This is a genomic window from Agrococcus sp. SL85 (assembly GCF_026625845.1).
Taxonomy (GTDB): Bacteria; Actinomycetota; Actinomycetes; order Actinomycetales; family Microbacteriaceae; genus Agrococcus.
This window is the reverse complement of record NZ_CP113066.1, coordinates 1,446,109-1,464,235: the sequence shown is the minus strand read 5'-3', so window position 1 is coordinate 1,464,235 and position 18,127 is coordinate 1,446,109. Positions and strand designations below refer to the sequence as shown.

25 protein-coding genes are annotated in these 18,127 nt (G+C 71.2%); 1 reads left to right on the top strand and 24 read right to left on the bottom strand.

What is annotated here, in order from left to right:
* Positions 1–37 precede the first annotated feature (37 nt).
* From OVA14_RS07265 to OVA14_RS07150, 24 genes are all read right to left on the bottom strand, one after another.
* Positions 38–1,537: an SGNH/GDSL hydrolase family protein gene (locus OVA14_RS07265; RefSeq protein WP_267503266.1), complete on the bottom strand. Its 1,500-nt coding sequence runs from the start codon at positions 1,535–1,537 to the stop codon at positions 38–40.
* Positions 1,538–1,539: 2 nt separating this feature from the next.
* Positions 1,540–2,043, bottom strand: coding sequence for a hypothetical protein (locus OVA14_RS07260; protein WP_267503265.1), 504 nt, complete (start codon positions 2,041–2,043; stop codon positions 1,540–1,542).
* A gap of 8 nt (positions 2,044–2,051) precedes the next feature.
* Complete coding sequence (locus OVA14_RS07255) at positions 2,052–2,225, bottom strand: hypothetical protein (RefSeq protein ID WP_267503264.1); 174 nt, start codon at positions 2,223–2,225, stop codon at positions 2,052–2,054.
* A gap of 3 nt (positions 2,226–2,228) precedes the next feature.
* Positions 2,229–2,834 carry a hypothetical protein gene (locus OVA14_RS07250; protein WP_267503263.1) on the bottom strand — a complete coding sequence of 202 codons (606 nt, stop codon included), beginning with the start codon at positions 2,832–2,834 and terminating at the stop codon, positions 2,229–2,231.
* A gap of 10 nt (positions 2,835–2,844) precedes the next feature.
* A complete protein-coding gene (locus tag OVA14_RS07245; protein ID WP_267503262.1) occupies positions 2,845–3,960 on the bottom strand; it encodes a hypothetical protein in 1,116 nt (371 codons plus the stop codon).
* On the bottom strand, positions 3,957–4,739 hold the full coding sequence (locus OVA14_RS07240; protein ID WP_267503261.1) for a hypothetical protein: 783 nt from the start codon (positions 4,737–4,739) through the stop codon (positions 3,957–3,959). The genes OVA14_RS07245 and OVA14_RS07240 overlap by 4 nt, the downstream gene beginning before the upstream one ends.
* Positions 4,736–6,700 (bottom strand): phage tail tape measure protein, encoded by a 1,965-nt coding sequence (locus tag OVA14_RS07235; protein ID WP_267503260.1) that lies wholly within the window; start codon positions 6,698–6,700, stop codon positions 4,736–4,738. Before OVA14_RS07235 ends, OVA14_RS07240 begins: the two co-directional genes overlap by 4 nt.
* A gap of 3 nt (positions 6,701–6,703) precedes the next feature.
* Entirely contained in the window at positions 6,704–7,126 is a 423-nt protein-coding gene (locus OVA14_RS07230) for a hypothetical protein (RefSeq protein ID WP_267503259.1), read from the bottom strand.
* The gene (locus OVA14_RS07225) at positions 7,069–7,338 is read right to left on the bottom strand and encodes a hypothetical protein (RefSeq protein ID WP_267503258.1); all 270 of its coding nucleotides are present in this window, start codon (positions 7,336–7,338) and stop codon (positions 7,069–7,071) included. Before OVA14_RS07225 ends, OVA14_RS07230 begins: the two co-directional genes overlap by 58 nt.
* Positions 7,339–7,443: 105 nt before the next feature.
* Positions 7,444–8,025, bottom strand: coding sequence for a hypothetical protein (locus OVA14_RS07220; protein ID WP_267503257.1), 582 nt, complete (start codon positions 8,023–8,025; stop codon positions 7,444–7,446).
* Between the two features lie 51 nt (positions 8,026–8,076).
* Positions 8,077–8,481, bottom strand: a complete 405-nt coding sequence (locus tag OVA14_RS07215; protein WP_267503256.1) for a hypothetical protein — start codon at positions 8,479–8,481, stop codon at positions 8,077–8,079.
* A 2-nt stretch (positions 8,482–8,483) separates the two neighbouring features.
* Positions 8,484–8,756, bottom strand: coding sequence for a hypothetical protein (locus OVA14_RS07210; RefSeq protein ID WP_267503255.1), 273 nt, complete (start codon positions 8,754–8,756; stop codon positions 8,484–8,486).
* Between the two features lie 3 nt (positions 8,757–8,759).
* Complete coding sequence (locus OVA14_RS07205; RefSeq protein WP_267503254.1) at positions 8,760–9,116, bottom strand: hypothetical protein; 357 nt, start codon at positions 9,114–9,116, stop codon at positions 8,760–8,762.
* A complete protein-coding gene (locus OVA14_RS07200) occupies positions 9,113–9,667 on the bottom strand; it encodes a hypothetical protein (RefSeq protein ID WP_267503253.1) in 555 nt (184 codons plus the stop codon). Before OVA14_RS07200 ends, OVA14_RS07205 begins: the two co-directional genes overlap by 4 nt.
* Positions 9,668–9,675: 8 nt before the next feature.
* Positions 9,676–9,918 carry a hypothetical protein gene (locus tag OVA14_RS07195; RefSeq protein ID WP_267503252.1) on the bottom strand — a complete coding sequence of 81 codons (243 nt, stop codon included), beginning with the start codon at positions 9,916–9,918 and terminating at the stop codon, positions 9,676–9,678.
* A gap of 80 nt (positions 9,919–9,998) precedes the next feature.
* Complete coding sequence (locus tag OVA14_RS07190; RefSeq protein WP_267503251.1) at positions 9,999–11,294, bottom strand: phage major capsid protein; 1,296 nt, start codon at positions 11,292–11,294, stop codon at positions 9,999–10,001.
* Between the two features lie 6 nt (positions 11,295–11,300).
* The gene (locus OVA14_RS07185) at positions 11,301–12,104 is read right to left on the bottom strand and encodes an HK97 family phage prohead protease (RefSeq protein ID WP_267503250.1); all 804 of its coding nucleotides are present in this window, start codon (positions 12,102–12,104) and stop codon (positions 11,301–11,303) included.
* 11 nt (positions 12,105–12,115) lie between these two features.
* Positions 12,116–14,239, bottom strand: coding sequence for a phage portal protein (locus OVA14_RS07180; RefSeq protein ID WP_267503249.1), 2,124 nt, complete (start codon positions 14,237–14,239; stop codon positions 12,116–12,118).
* Positions 14,240–14,249: 10 nt separating this feature from the next.
* Positions 14,250–14,462, bottom strand: coding sequence for a hypothetical protein (locus OVA14_RS07175; RefSeq protein ID WP_267503248.1), 213 nt, complete (start codon positions 14,460–14,462; stop codon positions 14,250–14,252).
* 16 nt (positions 14,463–14,478) lie between these two features.
* Positions 14,479–16,083 (bottom strand): hypothetical protein, encoded by a 1,605-nt coding sequence (locus OVA14_RS07170; RefSeq protein WP_267503247.1) that lies wholly within the window; start codon positions 16,081–16,083, stop codon positions 14,479–14,481.
* Positions 16,019–16,402: a terminase small subunit gene (locus OVA14_RS07165; RefSeq protein ID WP_267503246.1), complete on the bottom strand. Its 384-nt coding sequence runs from the start codon at positions 16,400–16,402 to the stop codon at positions 16,019–16,021. The genes OVA14_RS07170 and OVA14_RS07165 overlap by 65 nt, the downstream gene beginning before the upstream one ends.
* Positions 16,403–16,538: 136 nt before the next feature.
* Positions 16,539–16,766: a hypothetical protein gene (locus OVA14_RS07160; RefSeq protein ID WP_267503245.1), complete on the bottom strand. Its 228-nt coding sequence runs from the start codon at positions 16,764–16,766 to the stop codon at positions 16,539–16,541.
* A 5-nt stretch (positions 16,767–16,771) separates the two neighbouring features.
* Positions 16,772–16,990, bottom strand: coding sequence for a hypothetical protein (locus tag OVA14_RS07155; protein WP_267503244.1), 219 nt, complete (start codon positions 16,988–16,990; stop codon positions 16,772–16,774).
* A gap of 11 nt (positions 16,991–17,001) precedes the next feature.
* Positions 17,002–17,289: a hypothetical protein gene (locus OVA14_RS07150; RefSeq protein ID WP_267503243.1), complete on the bottom strand. Its 288-nt coding sequence runs from the start codon at positions 17,287–17,289 to the stop codon at positions 17,002–17,004.
* 99 nt (positions 17,290–17,388) lie between these two features.
* Between OVA14_RS07150 and OVA14_RS07145 the strand changes: the two genes are divergently transcribed.
* Positions 17,389–18,096, top strand: a complete 708-nt coding sequence (locus OVA14_RS07145; protein WP_267503242.1) for a hypothetical protein — start codon at positions 17,389–17,391, stop codon at positions 18,094–18,096.
* Positions 18,097–18,127: the final 31 nt, after the last annotated feature.

Genomic DNA, 18,127 nt, shown 5'->3' with positions numbered 1-18,127 from the left:
GCACCGCGCGCTGCGGTGCCCCCTCGGTGATGGATGGTCAGATGCCGAGCTGCTGCATCATGCGGAGCGTGTTGTGGTCGACGAACTCGACGCCGAGGACCAGCGCGGTCGCGGTCGACCCCGACGCGCCGCCCCAGAAGCGCAGCGTGTGCCATCCGGGGTTAGCGATGCGGATGACGTCGACGCCGGTGGCGTGCCCTGCCTGCGTGATGGCGGTGCCGCCGGAGGTCTTCTGGATGCGCGAGACGGCGCGGTCCGTGAGCGACGGCGTCAGGCCGATGAGCTGGTCGTTGACGTTGTCGCCCTGCTCGATGTTGTAGTCGAGCAGGATCTCGATGGCGGCGCCCGGGTTCGCGATGTACTGCGGGATCGCGACGAGGTCGGCCGTCTCCGTGTAGAAGGAGTAGGTGACGACGCCGAGGGTCTGCGAGCCGCCGATCCTGGCGCGGACCCCGCCGGTGCCGTCGCCGCCGTCCGCGGGCGTGGCGGTCCCGCCGAACTGGACGACCGCGTTGCGGCCGATCTGCAGGTTGTCGAGGTAGGGGCGCGCGGCGAGCTTGCTGCCGTGCATCACCGAGAACGGCGAGTGCGGCCCGTAGCCGATGAACGCGGCGGCGAGGCGCGACCCCATGACGTTGTTGCCGAACGTGTTGAGGTGGAGCGCGTCGGAGTGCGTGCGCGAGTCGTAGCCGGCGAAGAACTGCTTGGTGTCGATGACGGGGATGCTGTACTTCTCGGCCAGCTGCATGACCGCGTGCCGGTACACGTCGATACCGGGCTTGCCGCCCGCGGTCTCGAGCTGCTTGATCGGGGTGAGGATCACGACCGCCGAGCCGTAGTCGTTGAGCTCGCGGAGGATGAGCCGCTCGTAGCCCTCGATGAAGGCCTGCACGCTGCCGTTGTAGTTGTTGTCGTTGATGCCGAAGCAGAGCGTCGTCAGGTCTGCGCCGGCCGAGGCGTTCCAGTGGTCCCAGGCGTGGGTGACCTGGTCGCCGGAGAAGCCTCGGTTCACGACGGTCACGGCGGACTGGTAGGCGTCGTTGAGGCGGTCCTGCAGGACCGACGGCCATGGCTTCGGGGACTTCGTGAAGTTGTCGACGGCGCCGTTGGAGGCGGTGCGGGGCGCGGTGACCTTGTCGGCGGAGACGATGTCGTAGCCGCCGGTCGTCGAGTCGCCCATGCAGGCGATGCGCACGGGCTCGTTGTAGGCGAGCTTCCGCAGGAAGCGTCCGAACAGGTCGGCCTGCTTGCGGCCTGCGTCGCCGACGCGGCGGGTCGTGAACTCCGCCTCGAGGGCGGTGCGGGCGACGCCAGGGAGGAGGATGTTGTCGCGGATGGCCTCGGCCGTGGGGACGGCGTTGGCGCCCGGGAGGCCCTGGGGGCCGCGGACGGAGCCGACGTTGAGGGGCGTCGAGGCGCCCTCGATGACGCTGTCGACGACGAGGTTGTCGCCGCTGATGCGCGGGTTGCGGATGCCGTCGCCCTTGGTGCCCTTGGGGCCGCGGAGGATGCCGAGGCGCTTGCGAACTCCAGCCATGGTCATGCGCTCCATTCCACGAGCTCGCCGTGCTCGATGGTCGTGCCGTCGGGGGCGGTGTAGACCGGCAGCGGGGCGCCGCTGTCGGGGTCGAAGCTCGGCTCGATGTAGAGCCAGAGCATGGGGCCGGGGGGCGGGGTGGGACCCTCCCAGTAGACGCCGGTGGATGCGTCGGCGCCGAGGAGGTCGGCGAGCGCGCCGCCTGCGGCGGGCGGGTAGATGGGGCGGGGCAGCCAGTCGATGCGGCGGGCGCGCTCGGGTGCGATGTCGGACGAGTCCTGGCGCCAGGTGATGCCGACCCAGACCTCGGTGCCGCCGACGTACTCGGGGAGGTCGGCGGAGAAGGTGCCGGTCGCGGTGCAAGGCACGGCGAAGTCCTGCGTGACGTGGACGGCCCCGGCGAAGTCAGACGCGGGCGTGAGCACCCGGAAGACGACGCGCGCGTCCTGGGCGGTTCCGAGCGGGGTGGTGCCGGTGTCGGCGATGTTGCCGGTGATGGTTGGCACTGCTGCTCCTAGTCGGTCTGGTCGGGCTCGTCGGGCGTGTTGACGGGGATCGACGTGGCGGGCCGGTCGGTGTGCTCGACACGGACCCAGTCGGGTGCGATGTAGACGCTCGAGGTGGTCTCGGCGTCGAGGCCGAGCGCTTCGAGCGCTGCGAGGAACTGCTCGCGCGTGTACTGGTCCATCGGTCATCCCTTCGTGGGGGGCGGGTCGCTCGGGAAGATGGGCTTCGTGCCGGAGCCACTGTTGATGCGCTCCCAGAGGGCATCCACGTTCGACTTCAGGAGCGCCCGGGTGGCGGCCTCGTAGTCGATGACGTTGTTGATCCGGTTCGTCTGCGCCGTGTTGACGTTCTCCGCCGCGCCGATGCGAGTGGCGTGGTCGTTGAGCCGTCCCTCGGCCGCGCCGATGCGTGAGGCGTGCGAGTCCGCGCGCCCCTCGAGCGTGCCGAGACGGCCCTCGGCGGAGCCCAGCCGAGTGGCGTGGGCGTCAGCACGCCCCTCGAGGGTCGTGACGCGCGTGCCGAGCGCCTGCGTGCCGGAGGCTATCTCCTCGGCGACCCACTCCTGGATGGTCTGCCAGCCGCTCCCCCGCGGCATGAGGAAGCCCGCCTTCCCCGCGGCGTGCCCGAATTGGGCGATGACGGCGCCTGATGCATCGCGCACCTCGGCCGAGCCCTCGCCTGGGCTGAGCGAGGAGTAGCCGAGGTGGTTGACCTGAGCGTCGACGCGGTCATGCTCGAACAGCGCTCGGAGGTCCGCGTGCACGTCCGTCGGGAAGGGGAACTCGGGCACGCCGCTCCTCCTAGATGGCCAGCACGGTCGCCAGCGTCACCTGGTGGCCGTTGGGGTTGAGGCTGACCTCGCCGATGCGGACGCTGACGTCGAGGCCTTCGGGGTAGGCCCAGGTGGGCGCGGACTTGAGCCGCACGCGATCGCCCTTGCGCGGGAGGTCGGGCAGCTTCTCGAGGACGCCGACCGCCTTGAAGGGGTCTCGCAGGTCCTGCGCGGCGACGAGCGCGCCTCGCGCGAGGGCAGTGAGCGTGTCCACGTCTTTGACGCTGGGGAAGGAGACGTTCTTCGTCGAGTTCAGGTAGCCGGCGTTGGTGAGCGTCGGGTCGGAGAGGCCGACGATGAGCTGCTTGTCGCCCTGCCCTGCACCGATGCCGTAGATGGTCTGCGCGTATCGTGCGAAGTCGTCGCCGCCTTCGATGACGGTGGCGGTGCCGCGGCGCGAGCCGGGCTCAGCGACGTCGAACACGAGCGAGGTGACGCGCGAGAGCGTGGGCTGCCCGAAAACGACGGCCCGGGCGACGGCGACGAGCCGCGTGCCGTCCCAGGTGGGCGTGATGTCGACGCGCCACTCGAACCCGTCGTCAGGGCTCGCTAGTTCCTTGAGCGCGTCGGAGAAGTAGCAGGAGCGGGCGCGGCGGTCCATCTTCCGACGGATGCCGGAGGTGACGGTCGGGATGGTGATGGCCATGCCCGTGTTGAAGGACTTGAAGGCTCCCTCGAGGAGGAGCCGGGCGAGGGTGAGTTGATCGGTGCCGGCGCCGCCGTAGACGAAGTGCTCGTTCAGGGAGCGGAGGGCGGGGTAGCCGTCCCACTCCATGCCGGTCACGGTGACGACGCCGGAGGCGGTCGACCTTGGCCGCCGGATGATGAGCCACTCGCCGACGCACCGCTGCGCGTGGTCGGTGGCGACGATCGTGCGGCGGCCGCCGTCGAGGAAGCCCATGGTGCGGACGACGGCGGCGACGTCCATGCGGTCGCCGTCCAGAGTCGTGAGATGCGACAGCGAGACGGGAACGGAGCATGTGCCGCCGCCAAGCTTCGAGCCGAGCTGCACGCCGCCGGACGTCTTGACTTCGGCGAGCACGGTGCCCGACTTGGCGTCGGCGATCCAGTAGCGCAGCCTCACGAGTACGCTCCGATCCGTCGCGCCCCCAGCCGCCCGGAGCCGAGGTTGGCGACCTGCCAGGTTGCGGTGGTTTCCGCCGCGATCGACGGGGCGGGCCCGGAGTCGGCGCCGAAGATGCGCACGCCGTCCTGCCAGATGTCGCCGTTGCGGAGGTCGACGACGCGGGTGGAGCCGGCGGCCGTCGCGGTGAGCGTCCAGGCGCCCCCCGGATGGGTGATGGTGACGGCTCCGGTCGGGCCGGTGAAGGTGAGGAGTGGCCAGGCCCGCTCGTCACCGTCGTTCGCCAGCGTGTTCGCGCCGACGATGAGCCGCTGGGTGGCGTTCGTGTAGCGGAGCGGGTCGTCTGCGAGGAGCACGAGCGTGAAGCGTTCGTGGGTCTCGGTGACGCGCTGCCAGGTGAGGGTGAGGCGTCGCACGTCGGCCTCGAGCGCGAGGAGGCTTGCGCGGTCGTCGACGACGAGCACGCCGCGTCGCTCGCGCTTGAGGCGCCGCTTCGCCGCTTGCAGGGCCGCGACGTTGTCGGCGTCGATGAAGCCCGCGACGGTGATGGTGCGGGCGCCGTACCGGTCGAGGCCGGACTCGAGGCCGTCGCCGGAGGGGTGCTCGAACGTCTCGCTGTCGTCCTGTGGGGCGTCGTCCCAGCCGGTCATCGCGTTGGCGACGACGACGGCCGCGGCGGGCGGCCGCTCGTGCCACGCGGTCACGAACTCGAACGAGCCGAACGTGATGCGTGGCGCGAGCGACGCGGCCAGCGGGGACACTCCGGGAACCAGGCTCATCGCCGCACCACTCCTGTCATGGCGTCATCGGTGTAGCCGCGCGCGACCTGCCCGAGCGTTCGCGCGGTGGTGCGCTCGCGCTGCCAGAGGATGTCGGCGATGCGCTCGGCGAGGTCGGCGTCGGTGGATTTGCCGCCGTTCTCGCCGTCGAGTCCCTCGGCGAGGGCCCGGTTGACGAGGCCGGTGTCGACGACGGTCTCCGGCCGGCCGGCCTCGGCGAGGACTGCGAGCGTGCCGCCGCGGCGCGGCTTGATCGTCGCGCCCTGCGCGAGGCGGGGCACGTTGGGGATGGTGAAGTCGACGCCGAAGGCGCCGCCGATGACGCCGGCGACGTCGTTGATGGCGTTGATGATGCCGTTGACGAGGTCGATGACGGTGTTGATGGCGCCGCGAGCGGCTGCGACGATGCCGTCCCAGACTCCGGCGAAGAAGTCACCGATGCCGGACCACAGGCCGTTCCACCACTCGGCGAGGCCGTTGCCGACGTCCTGCAGCCAGCCGATGAAGCCGCCCCACACCTCGATGACCCAGGCGACGAGCCCGTCCCAGAGGCCGGTGAAGAACGCGCCGACGGCGCCCCACACGCTGTTCCACCATGCGACGAAGCCGTTGACGACCTCGGTGAGCCAGCCGACGAAGCCGCCCCACACCTCGCTGATCCACGCGACGACGGTGTCCCAGTTGAGGGCGAGCAGCACGATGGCGGCGATGAGCGCGACGACGGCCAGGATGATCCAGGTGAGCGGCGACGCGAGCATGGCGCTGTTCATCGCCCACTGGGCGATGGCGGCGACGCCGAGCGCGACGGCGACGACGCCGAGGCCGATGGCGAGCGCGGTGAGGAGGTCGGGGTTCTCGCCGAGCCAGGCGGCGAAGCCCTCGAGGTAGGGCATCAGGAAGACGAGGCCCTCGCCCATGGCGGCGAACACCTGGGAGGCGAGGGGCTCGAGCGCCGCGAGCGCCTGGTTCTGCACGAGCTGCCAGGTCTCGGCGAAGTCCTGCGTCTCCTCGCCCGCGCCGAGGATGGTGTCGGCGGTGGAGCCGACGGAAGCCTGCAGGTCCTCGAGGTTGAGGACGCCGGATTGCAGCGCGCCGACGAACTGCGAGGCGCCGCGGGTGCCGAACACCTGCGAGGCGAGGTCGATGGCGGCGGCCGTGTTGCCTTCGTCGACGAAGCCCTGCAGCTCGCCGGTGACGCGCTGGAAGGCCTCGGCGGGCTCCTCGCCGTCGCGGGCGAGGTTCACGAGGCCGCGCGACAGCGACGACATGACCTGGTTGGCGTTGAGGCCGCCCTTGTCGAGCGCGCCGAGGAGCGAGACGGAGTCGTCGAGCGAGAAGCCGAGCGCCTGCAGCGCGGGCGCGTTCGCCTGCACGCCGGAGGCGAGCTCGTTCATGCCGACGCCCGTGGCCTGCGACACCTGGAAGAAGCGGTCCATGGCGTCGGAGACGCCGTCCTGCTCGACACCGAAGGCGTTGAACGCGGCGGACGTGGAGGCGATGTCGATGTCCTGGCCGAGGATGCGGCCGGCCTCGAGGTACTGCGAGGCGACGGTCTCGAGCTCCTCGCCCGTGAGGCCCATGCGGGTGTTGAGGTCGGCGACGGTCTGGCCGACGGCGGAGAACTCGGCGGGCACCGTGGTGCCGACGTTCCGAGCGGACTGCTCGAGCGCGGCGAGGTCCTCGCCGACGGCGCCCGTGCCGACGCGGATGGTGTCGGAGACGTCGTCGAAGATGCTGCCGACCTCGTAGAGGCCGCGGAAGCCAGCGACGAGGCCGGCGCCGATCGCGGCGCCTCCGATGGCTAGGGAGGCGGCGGAGGAGAAGCGGCCGCCTGCGCGACGCCCGGACTCCTCCGCCGCCCGCTCGGCGGGAGCGAACTGGCCGACGATCTGCTCCTGCACGCCCTCCATCGAGGGGACGAGGCGCACCCAGGCGGTCGCGAGCTCCACTCCGTTGGCCACGGTCTACCTCCGCTTGGACTTCGACTCCCACCAGTCGTCGAACTGGGAGATGGGGATGGGGTCAGCGCCGATGCGCTGGGCCTTGGTCTTCTCCCAGGGGCGGGGGGTGCGCTTCGGCTTGGGCGCGTTCTTCTTGCCAACGCGCTGCCAGTTGGCGTGGTTCAGCGCGTCGACGATGTTGGCGAGCAGCTGGTCGGTGACCGGCCAGAGCTCGCCGTGCACCGCGTGCCGGAGGGCGGTGCCGGGCTCGACCTGCAGGCGCCGCACGAGCACCCACAGGTCGCGCCAGTCGTGGCGTTCGTTGCCGAATTCGCGGAGCCGGAAGCCGCGGGTGAGCAGGTCGTACTCGACCGCCTCCTCGTGCTGCTCTACGAAGTCGAGGAGGCCGAGGATTCCCCCACCGAGAGGCGCGAGGCCTCCTTCCACGCCTTCTGGAAGGCCTGGAACTCGGGGCCGGTGAGCTTGTCGAGGTGCTCCCAGTCCTGCTCGTCGGTGATGATGCCCTCGAGGAGCGTGAAGGCCTGGTCGGCGGGGGCGAGCTTGCGGGTCGAGCGGATGAGGCCGACAGGCACCTGCTCGAACGGGGGCAGGGTGAGCTGGTGGCCGTCGGGCAGCGTGTAGTGGAACTTCTCGAGCATGGTGAGGGGTCTCCTTCGAGGGGTGGTGGGGGTCGAGGTGAGGGGTGGTGGTGCCCGCGGCTGACCCCCCGGAGAGCCGCGGGCACCTGTCTGGCGCGGCCTGGGTCAGGCCGCGACGACGCCGTCGTCGGTGAAGATGTAGATGTTGTTGCCGGCGGCGTCGGGGTAGGTCGAGAGCGTGACGGGCAGCTTGATCGCCGCGGACGCGAGCAGCGCGATCTCGCCGCGCTCGGTGACCTGGCCGTGGGGCACGAAGACGACCACGCGGCGGTCGCCGTCCTTGAGCTTCCAGTGCCACGACTTCACGGGGCGCTGCTTGCCGCTGATGGCGGCGCGGGTGCGCTTGCCGTGGGTGGCGTCGGCGGGCGTGACGTCGACCTGCTCCTCGCCCATGTAGTTCTCGAGCGCGCCCTCCGACAGCTCGAGGTGCGACCAGGCGACGGTGCCGTCGAACTCGGTGAGCACCTTGCGGATGACGCGGAGCGACCAGTCGCGGATCGACTCGGTCGACTCGGACGGCGTGATCGTCACGCCCTCCTCGTCGACGTAGCCGGAGTCGTCGAGGCCGGCCCAGACGAAGTCGTCGATGGTCTCGGGGATGGTGTTGGTGCGCGGGCCCGTGAGGATCGCGCCGGTCGTCGCCTGGTCGGGCGCGCCGACGAAGACGTTGTTCTGGTTGACGCCCATGTGCGAGCGCTCCTTCCATGGTGGGGATGCCCTGCGGGCGGGTGGTGGGGGTCAGGCGGTGGCGCGGCGCAGCGAGGCGGTGAGCGTGGCGAAGAACCGGAACCGGTCGGGCACCTGAGGGTGCGGGAGGTTCTGCGGGAGCGCGGCGACGTCGACGCCGTAGCAGACGGCGTCGCCGATGCGGCCGTCGCGGCCGGCGGCTTGGAGGGCGGCGACGGCGAACGCGCAGGCGCGCTGCGCTGTGCCCTCGCTGGCCGAGAACACCTCGAGCCGGATGGTGGGCCGGTCGGTGACGAGGTCGCGGGTGACGCCGCCCATGGCGTTGACGCGGATGTGGTCGCCGGCGCTGAGGCGGGTGCCGTAGCCGAAGCCAGGGAAGCCCAGTGCGGGCATGCGCGCCTTGAGCTCGGCGATCGCTTCGACCTCGACATCGACGGGTACGAGGGTCTCGGCCACGGTCATCCCCTGCCTGCGTCGATCGCGCGCGTGAGGTCGCCTCGCTCAGCTTCGGCGGCCCGGGCCTCGTAGTTGTTCGTGACGACGCGGACGGCGGCGCGGTCGCGCATGGTGGTGTGGACGACGGCGAACTCGGCGCCCGCGTCGGCGGAGGCCTGCGCGGCCTGCTGCATCGCCTGTGCCCTCCGGTCGAGGTCGGCGCGGACCTCGGCGGAGTTGAGCAGCGCGATGACGGCGTCGCGGTTCAGCCTGATGCGGATGACGCTGCCTGCCATCGGTCACTCCTCCCAGCGCTTGAGCTGCAGCACCGTGTGGGAGGTGATGCGGCTGGGCCCGGGCTGTCGAGCGACCGCGCCCTCGATGAGGTAGAGGTGCCCGTCGAAGTCGAGGCGGATGCGGTCGCCGCGCTGCACGTCGGCGTCGATCGGGCCGCGTGCGATGAAGGCGACCTCGTCGCCGTCGCGGTTGACGAGGTCCTCGGTGGTGGTGCCGGAGTCGAGCGCCCATCCGGTGATGCGGAGGGTGCGCTCCTCCTCGGTGTCGGCTGGCCAGGTCGCCTCCTGGTTGCCGCGGCCGTCGTCGATCATGACGGGGCGGATGCGGGCGAGCGCGTGCCGATGCACCAGGCCGGTCACGGGAGCGCGCCGATGCGGTACGGGGCGAGCTGCTCGGCCTCGTGCGGGAGGATCGCGGTGCCGCCGGACGCTCCGGGTGCGACGAGGGTGTGGCCGACGGAGACGGCGCCGGCCTGCTCGCGGGTGATGCCGAGCGGGGAGCCGAGGGCACGGGCCGCGATGTGGAGCGCGAGCGTCGTGATGGTCTCGGGGACGTCCTCGTGGCCGGCCGTGTAGGTGACGTCCCAGCGGCGGCCGACGAGGGACGTCCAGCCGGTGTCAGGGTCGAAGTCGACGGTCGCGACGTCGTAGGTGACGTCGTCGACCGTGGCGGTGTCGATGGATGCGACCTCCATGGCGGGGAGCCAGAGGCGCGAGGTGAAGGGGCCGCGGTGCCGGAGGGTGATGGCCTCGCGCTCGGCGATGTGCCAGCCGCAGTGGTCGCGGATGGCGCGGGAGGCCGCGGCGAGCTCCTGCTCGAGGAAGGGGTGGGTGGCCGCCGTGATGGCGCCCTGCGAGCGCTTCTCCATCTGGTCGGGCGTCGCGAAGTCGGCGTAGGCCATGGCGGCCACCTCCCCTTCTAGTCGGTGCCGGCGTCGCCGGCGGTCTTCTGCTCGGGCTCGGGGACGGGCTTGGCGGCCGTCTTGGGCTTGGCGGCCTTGTTGGCGGGCGCGCGGCGGGCCTTGTTCGCGGGGGCCTTGGCGGCCTTCTCCTCGAGGGGCTTCGCGCCGAGGCGCTCAGCGTCCTTCTCGTTGAGCTTGAGGACGGCGGTGGTCTGGCCGCGGCGGTTGCCGACCGCGACCTCGTACTTCTGCAGGGCCATGGCTGGCTCCTTCCCTACGGGGGTCCGGGCGTAGCGAGGGGCCACCGCAGCGGCTGCTGCAGTGGCCCCTCGCTCTCGGGTCAGGCTGCGGAGAGGTCGATCTCCACCGCGGCCGACGGGCGCGTCATGCCGAACGCGCCGCGCTGCTCGCCGAGGACGGCGACCAGGTTGCGGATGAAGAAGTCCGCGTGCGAGTCCGTCGCCGTGATCGACGCCTGCTCGCGGTCCCAGAGGATCGCCTTGCGGAAGTCCGCGACGAGGCCGCGGCCCTGGGCGATGCCCTCCGACTCGACGACCGGGAGGCCGTGGAGCGTGGGGACGCCGGCGGCGAGCGCCTCGTTCTGCGGGTTCTTCGCGAGGCGGGCGAGCTGGATGGCCTCCCAGTCCGCCGGGTTGAGGAGGTAGCCGTTGGCGATCGAGCGGCCGACGGTGCGGACCTTCGTCTTCGCCTTGAGCGTGGTCTCGAGGAGCGGGTCGAGGCCCTCGACGGTGGCCGAGTAGGCCTGCGTCTGGATGCCAGACGTGTTGAGGATGCCCTCGAAGTTCTCGCCCTCGCCGTCGCCGTTGAGGATCTGGTTCTCCTCCTCCTCCGCCAGGTCGGCGCGGAGCTCGTCGTCGATGAGGCCGCGCAGCTGCGAGGCGTCGGAGAGCGACCGCTTGGTGGCGGGCACCCAGACGGCGATCGTCTTGACGGACTCGGTGACCTTCTGGAAGGCCATGGAGCCCTCGGGCTTGTAGCCGCCCGTGACGGTCGTGGCGGTGCCGTCGGTGGCCGACGACGTCGCCTCGGGGACGGGCGCCGCGGCGGACGAGCCGGCCGTCTGGCGGACGTACTCGACCGTGTCCGACTGGGTCTGGCGGACCGAGATGAGGTCGCGGATGGTGAGCGGGCGGCGGCCGAGCGTCTCGTAGATGCCGGTGACGTCCGTGTTGACGAACGCGCCGCCCGACGTGTCGGAGGCGCCGGTGACGAGCGACTTGATGCCGAACGGCGAGCCCTGGACCCGGGCCTTCTCCGCGATGCGGCCGCCCGGGAACTGGGCCATGAGGCCCTTGTACTCGTCCGACTCGACGAACATGGCGCCCACGGACTTCTGCTTGCCGAGGTGCATGAAGCCCTGCGGGGTCTGCTTGACCTCCGGGTCCGTGCGCTCGAGGCCCAGGTCGAGGCCGATGGCGTCGAGGGCGGACTTGACCTCGTCCGACTTCGAGCTGCGCTCGAACGCGGTCTTGGCCTCGGTGTAGGCGCCGAGGTGCTTGGCCGCGTCGGCCGCCTCGTCGTCGGTGAGGTCGCGGCCCTCGGCCTCGGCCTTCGCGGCGATGTCGCGGGCTGCCTTCAGCGCCGCGGTCATCCGCTCCTTCAGTGCGGTGCTCATGTCGAGCTACCCCTTTCCGTTGAGGATGTCGAGCTCGGCGGTCGCCAGCTCGATCTGCAGACGTGTGCGGGCGGACGGGTGCGACTTCGGCTCCTCGGCGTTGGCCCGGCTGGGCTCCTCGGCGTTGGCGTTGGTCGTTCCGCTGGCCTTTCCAGCGTCGGTCGGCTCTCCGTCGTCGAGGACGGAGAGCACGTTCTTGATGTCGCCCGCGGCGGCGGCGATCTTGTCGACCGCCTCGCGGAGCGTGGACTCGTTCTTGGCGCTGATCGCGCGGCCGGCCTTGACCTCAGCCTCGGCGACGACCTGCTCGACGAGCGCCTTGATGGCGACGACGGACGTGTCCTGGTTCGCGCCGATCGGCACGAAGGAGAACTCGTGGACGTGCACCTTGCGGAGCTCGCGCGCCTGGTCGCCGTTGTCGAGGGTGACGGTGCCGTCCTCGAGCGTGTCGAACGCGAAGGACAGCTGCGTGAGCCGCTTGCCCTTCACGAGCCGATACACCTGGGGGCCCTTGGGCGAGTCGAGGTCGAACGCGCCCTTCACCCACCAGCCGTGGTCGTCCTCGCCCATGTCGATGGCGCCGGCGACGTAGAAGTCGGGGTCGTCCATGCGGTGGCCGAACAGGCCGGGCAGGGTGTTGCCCGACGTCTTCCACTGCTCGATGGTGTCGAGGAAGGCGCCCTTGGCGATGACGTCGCCGTAGGCGTCGGGCGTGCGGGTGAAGGTGGACGGGTAGACGAGGAACTCGCCCTCGGCGAGCCCGTCGTCTGGGCCAGCCTTGAAGCTGACCGGCGTCTGCTTGATCTGCATGAGCGGGCCTCCTAGTCGAGGTTGATGACGACGTCGCAGGAGCAGCCGGCGACTTCGTCCACGTCGAGCGCGGAGGAGTCGCCCGGCCAGCGGGCGCCGTTCGAGAAGGTGTCGTCGAGGGGGACGGTCTCGCCTGCCATGGCGGCGTGCGAGGGGCGGGGGTTGCCGGAGTTGACGGTCCAGGTCTTCGTCGCGCCGCGGCTGCCGCGGGCCTGCTCGACGGCCTCGACGGTCGCCCAGCCGGCGAGGCCGGTAGCGAGGGTGAGTCCGCCTTGGTCGGCGCGCGCGGTGGCCGCGACGTCGAAGACGTGCGCGACTTGCTCGAGCGCGTCGTCCGCCTCGAGGGCGGCATCGAGCTGGTCCTTGGTGACGGTGTTGATGGACTCCGACGTGGAGCGGGCGACGGCCGCGAGGTAGTTGACCGTCTGCTCCTCGTTGAAGTTGCCCTCGTCGAGGCCGAGGCGGCGCAGCTGGCGGGCGGCGACGCCGACGGTGATGGCCGCGAGCGCGGGCGTCAGGTCGTCGGCGAGTTCGTCGACCCACCGCTGCTCGTCCCACCAGTCGCCGCCGCTGCGAATCGCGGGCTGGACGGCTCGTGCCTGGCGGTCGAAGAACGCGGCGAGCACGTCGCGTGCGGCGCCGGTCTCGTCGTCGCTCGGGCGAGCCTTCACGCTCGGCGCGAGCCCCTGCTTCGTGATGTCGCTGACGAGCTCGTCGTCGACTTCGCCCTCCGGCTCGATCGGCTTCTGGATCGTCACGGGCAGCAGGCCAAGGTGCTTGATCGGGTCAAGCCCCACAGCGACGAGCGACTCCGACGGGTCGAAGCCGGCGCGGATGAGGGCCGTGGCCGCCTCGACGCGCTCCTTGAGGTCGCCGCCCGAGAGGGCTGCGAGAGCCCCTGCGGGAGCGCCAGCGGCTGCGCCGGTCGAGTCCGTCGGCGACGCCTGCCCGCCGACGAGCACGTTGAGCGGGACGATGAGCTCGTCGCCGCCCTCGATCGCGGGAAGGTTCGCACGACCGCGCGCCTCATTGCGGGTCATGTACGGCCCGCCCACCGACGTCTGCAGCTGCGCTGCCTGCTCCTCGAAAGAGCCGCGCATCTTCTCGGCGAGGTTGAACTCGACGTAGACGCCGTCGACGTCGTCGAAGTCGGGCAGCACCTGCAGCGCGAACTCCTGCTCGAGCTCGCGGAGCATCGGGCCCAGGGTGTCCTGGTAGAGCATCTTGTGCTGCTCGGTGATGTTGGAGAACGTGGCGTTCTCGAGCATGCCGAGCATGGGCGGCGGGATGTGGAAGGCGGAGGCGACTTCCTCGCGGGTGAGCTTCCGCGCCTGGACGTACTGCAGGTCCTCGGCGGTCTGCGACGCCTGCACGAACTTCATGCCGTCCTCGAGGATCGGCGTGCCGCCGCCCTCGGTCGCGGACTGGCCGCTGTACTGCGATCGCCAGCCGGTGCGGAAGCGCTCGCGCGCCTGCGGCGACCAGGTCGGGGCGCCGACCGGGCGCTCGAGGTAGCCGGACGCGCGGGCGCCGTTGCGGAGCACCTGCTCGCGCATCTGGCCGGCGGCGTACTCCTCGGCGAGCGCGCGGCGGAGCGACTCGATGGTGGAGAGGCCCCAGCGCTCGTCCTCGGGGTTGTAGCCGCGGAAGTAGACGGTGTCCTCGGCCTTGACGAACGCCTTGCCGCGGCTGCCCTCGACGATGAAGCCGGAGGGGTGCAGCCACGACTCGTCGTCGGGGATGGTCCACAGGCGCGGCGGGATGCGCACGAGCGTGGGCTCGCCGTCCTTCGTGGTGACCTTGACGAGCAGCGCGCGGTCGTAGATGCCACGGTCGCTGACGAGCGCTCGCATGAACCGGTACGGGGTCGTGTACGGGTTCGGTCGGGCGAGCAGGCGCGCCACGGGGTGGTCGCGGACCCGCTCGCGGTCGTTGTCGTCGAGGCGGCGGAAGGTGTGCAGCGACAGCTGCGCGATGTTCCGGGCGAGGAAGTCGACGACGGTGCGGACGGCGTTCTGCTCGCGGTAGAGCGCGGCGTAGTCCTGGGTGCGGTCGGCGAGGCGGAGCGCGGACGGGGCCTGGTAGGTCGGCTTGTGGAGGCGGCCGAGCTTCCCGTCGGTGACGGCGTAGACCATGCGTGCCTCCTCAGGGGGCCTGGATGAACAGCACGCGGTCCCGCTCGATGACGATGTCGCCGTCGAGCGGGAGCGGCGCCGAGTCGGCGGCCAGGTAGGTGGCGTTCTTGAGGACGAGGAGCGGGCCGTCCTGCTTGAACAGGACGCCGTCGAGGCTGCTGCCGTCGGCGAGGTTGACGATGACGCGCCGTCGCGTGACGACTCGGCGGAACGCTCCCCACATGGCGTGCCCCTTCCTGCTAGACGACCATGAGGTCGTTGTCCTCGTAGGCGGATGCGACGACCGCGGGTGCGGTCTCGAGCTGCCCGACGGCGGCGATGGCCGCGACGAGCGCGGCCGCGCCGTTCGGGCTGTTCTTGCGGTCGATGGCCCAGCCGTCGCCGAGCGGCTTGATGACGGCCGACTGGGCGTGCACGTCGAGGGCCGGCTGGGCGCCGTGCGTGAGGGGCAGCTTCGTCACGTCGACCTCGTCGCCGTCGGCGTCGTCGGCCGCGGCCGCGCGGATGAAGTCGTAGAAGGTGCCGTGCCAGCCAGCGAGGGAGACGCCCTCCCAGGGCGCGACCTCGATGCCGGCCTCCTCGAAGGCGGGGAGCATCGACGTGATGGGCGCGCCGCGGGTCTGCAGGGTGATGCGGTTGACGGGCACCTTGCGCTTCGGGCTCGTGAGCCAGGGGATGATCCAGTCGGTGCCGACGCGCTGCGCGGCGACCTCCACTCGGCGGCGGCCGAGGGTGTCCCAGAACGCGATGGCGATGTACGCCATGACGCGGTCGTGGTCGAGGTCGACGGCGTACTCGACGGGCCGCTTCGTGTCGCGCGTGACGCGGTCTACGGTCGAGGCCTTCCACGAGCCGGTCGGGAACGGGCCGGTGGCGGCGTGGTTCACGAACTGGCAGAGGACCTCGGTGCGGAAGACGTGCTCGGGGTCGGTGCCGGCGGCGGACGCGATCGCCGCCTCGGGCACCATGTAGCCGAGCGAAGGGTTGGCCTCGGCCCATCCGTCGCGGTCCCAGATGCCCCGGCCGGGCGCGGCGCTGTACTCGAACAGGCCGAGCGACTGGTCGGCGCCGCCCTCGAGGTCGGTGGCCTCGGGCACTTCGCCGATGTCGGCCATGCCCTCCTGGCCGTCGGGCCAGCCGAGCGCGCGATGCGCGAGGGAGCGCAGGTGGCGGAGGACGACGGAGGTGAGGTCGCCGGCGTTCGATGCGGCCCACACCTGCGCGCGGGGACGCGCCATGGTGGTCTTCGTGACGGCGCCCCACGCCTGCCAGTTCTGGTGCTCGCGCAGCTCGTCGAGGAGGACGAGGTCGCCCGAGAGTCCGCGGCCGCCACGGCGCGAGGCGGCGGCGACCTTGTAGCGCTCGCCGGACTCGAGCACGAGGGCCTTCTTGCCGTTCGTGCGGTCGACGGACTTGATGAGCGACGCGAGCTCGGGGACGGCCTCGGCCATGTCGGTCGCGGCCGCCCACTGCTCCTCGGCGATGTCGAGGTTCTGGGCGGTGCCGATGACAAGCGGCGCGCCCTGGACGTACATGGCCCAGAGGGACAGCACGAGCATGAGGGTCGACTTGCCCTGCTGGCGGGCGACGAGGAGCACGACGGTGCGGAACCGGTAGGTGCCGTCGGGGTTGAGCTCGAGCGCGTGGAGGAGCACCCACTTCTGCCACGGCCAGAGGTTCACCTCGAGGATCGCCTCGGCGAACTCGATGCAGGCGTAGCCGTCGGTGGTCTCGGGCGTGAGGTCGCGCAGCGGCGGGGTGAAGATGCGGGGCTGCTCGTTACCCAGCAGCCGCGGCCGGCGCGCGCCCGCCTCGCATGGCTGTGAGCTTCGCGGACTTGCCACTCTTGCCCTCCTGGCTGAGCTCGAGCGCCTTGGCGCCGGCAGGCGACAGGCCGAGCTGGTCGCAGAACTTGAGGTAGGCGGAGAGGCTGACGTTGTCGTTGGCGGGGACCGCGGGGCGCGTCTTGCCCTCGGCGGCCGCGACGTCCTCGAGCGCCCAGTCGACGATCACGTCCCAGGCGTCGATCTTCCGGGCGAGGTCGAGCATGGCCCGCTTGACGCCGTCGTACTGCGGGTCGTCGAGGTGCTTCGCGGCATCGAACGATGCGAGCGTGTCCCCGACGAGGCTTCCGCGCGGGGCCATCGGTGCCATCGGTGCCATCGGGCACTCCTTACTCGCGTGCGCGCGTGCGCGACCCCTGCCTCGCGGTTCGGGGGGAGAGGGAAGACTGCCGGCGGGGGCTTCTGGCCGTCAGCCTGCAGAGATTCCGACGCCCCTCCCCCGGGCCGCGCGAACCTCAGTGCGTGATGAGTCGGACGATGCCGACGAGGCCAGCGACGATGAGGAGCACGAGGGCGACGGCGGCGGCGCCGGTGACGAGGATGCCGATGGCTTGGCCGCAGCGGTAGGCGGGGCTGGTCTGGGCGCGGGCGAGGCGGGCCCGGTAGGTGCGGGCATTCGCTTGCGAGCGGTCGCGGCGGGCGGCGGCTTCGTCGGCGCGGCGGGGGTCGCTGTTGGGGCGCATGGCGGTCACTGCTGCTCGGGGGTGGGGGTCTGCTCCTGGGGGGTGGCGTTCTGGGGGGCGCGCTTCTGGGGGGTGTCGGGCACCCAGGTGGCGCGCTTCTCGCCGACGCTGTAGTGGCCGCCCTTGACGGGCAGGTCGAGGCGCTCGGCGCTGGTGTGCACGGTGTAGCGCTTGCCGTTGGCGGGGCCGCCGTGGCAGGTGATGGTGCGCTGCATGCTGTCCATGGGGTTCTCCTTCACCAGGCTTCGCTGGTCTGTCCGAGGGGCGGGCGGGGGTCGCCGTCTTGACGGGAGCGGTTGCAGCGGGCGTGGCTGGGGCGCACGTTGGATCGCTCGAGGCGCAGGTCGGGGTGGGCTTTGAAGCCCTTGACGTGGTCGAGATCGAAGCTGTTGGGCTGGCCGGGGTCGCCCGCGTAGTCGATGGGTTGCCCGTCCATCCAGCAGGGCGCGTCGATGGCGGCGTACTCGGCCTTCATGGTGGCGACGAAGTCGATGTAGATGCGGTCGGATCGGCTGACGGACACGTCGCCTCCCTGAGCGCGCTGGTGGGGCCGTGCTGAGTCGATCTGCGCCGACGGCGAACTCGCCGCATCCGGCGGCGCCTCGCCCGCGATGATGCATCCATGACAGACCAGAACGACGCAGCAGAGGGCGGTGACCCGCTGAGCAGCGCGCCCGGCGAGGACGCGGGCTCGGAAGACGGTCTCGAGGTCGAGCCGACCGTGGAAGATGAAGCCGGGGATGCACCGCGGCATCCGAAGGCTCGTGAGCGTGCGCGACTCCGGTTCGAAGCTCTCCGGGACGAGGACCCGGAGGCGCCTGCGGACGTCATAGGCCGCCGCATGATGGACCAGCTGCGACCGCAGATCGAGAACATCGAGAAGATGGTGGGGGGCCAGTTCCGCGACGCCGTCACGCGCAACCTGCCGGACCTCGGATGGACGACGCCGCGCGTTCCGTCCATCAGCCCCATCAACGTGCGGAGCCCGATGGTGGACGTGACTGGGGCGATCGTCGCGCAGCGTGAGGCTGACGATGCACGGCACGAGCGGCTGATCGAGGTGATGGAGTCCGTCGCCGAGTACCAGGCCGCTTCGGTGCTGGCCCAGCAGGCGACCTCGAACGCGATCGCGGAGCAGCTGGAGCTCGCTCGAGCCTCCGAGAAGCGGAACGAGAAGACGGAGCGGTTCACGCGCGGCATGGCGTGGTGGGCGCTCGGCGTGGCGATCGCGGCGTTGCTGTTCGCCGTGCCTGCAGGCGTGGTCGCGGCGGGCGACCTGTACCTGGCTTGGGAGGCGCTGCAGCCGGTGAAGGCGCTTCCCGCGCCTTGAAGGGTGCCCCGGGCTCGGCGCGCGTGATGGT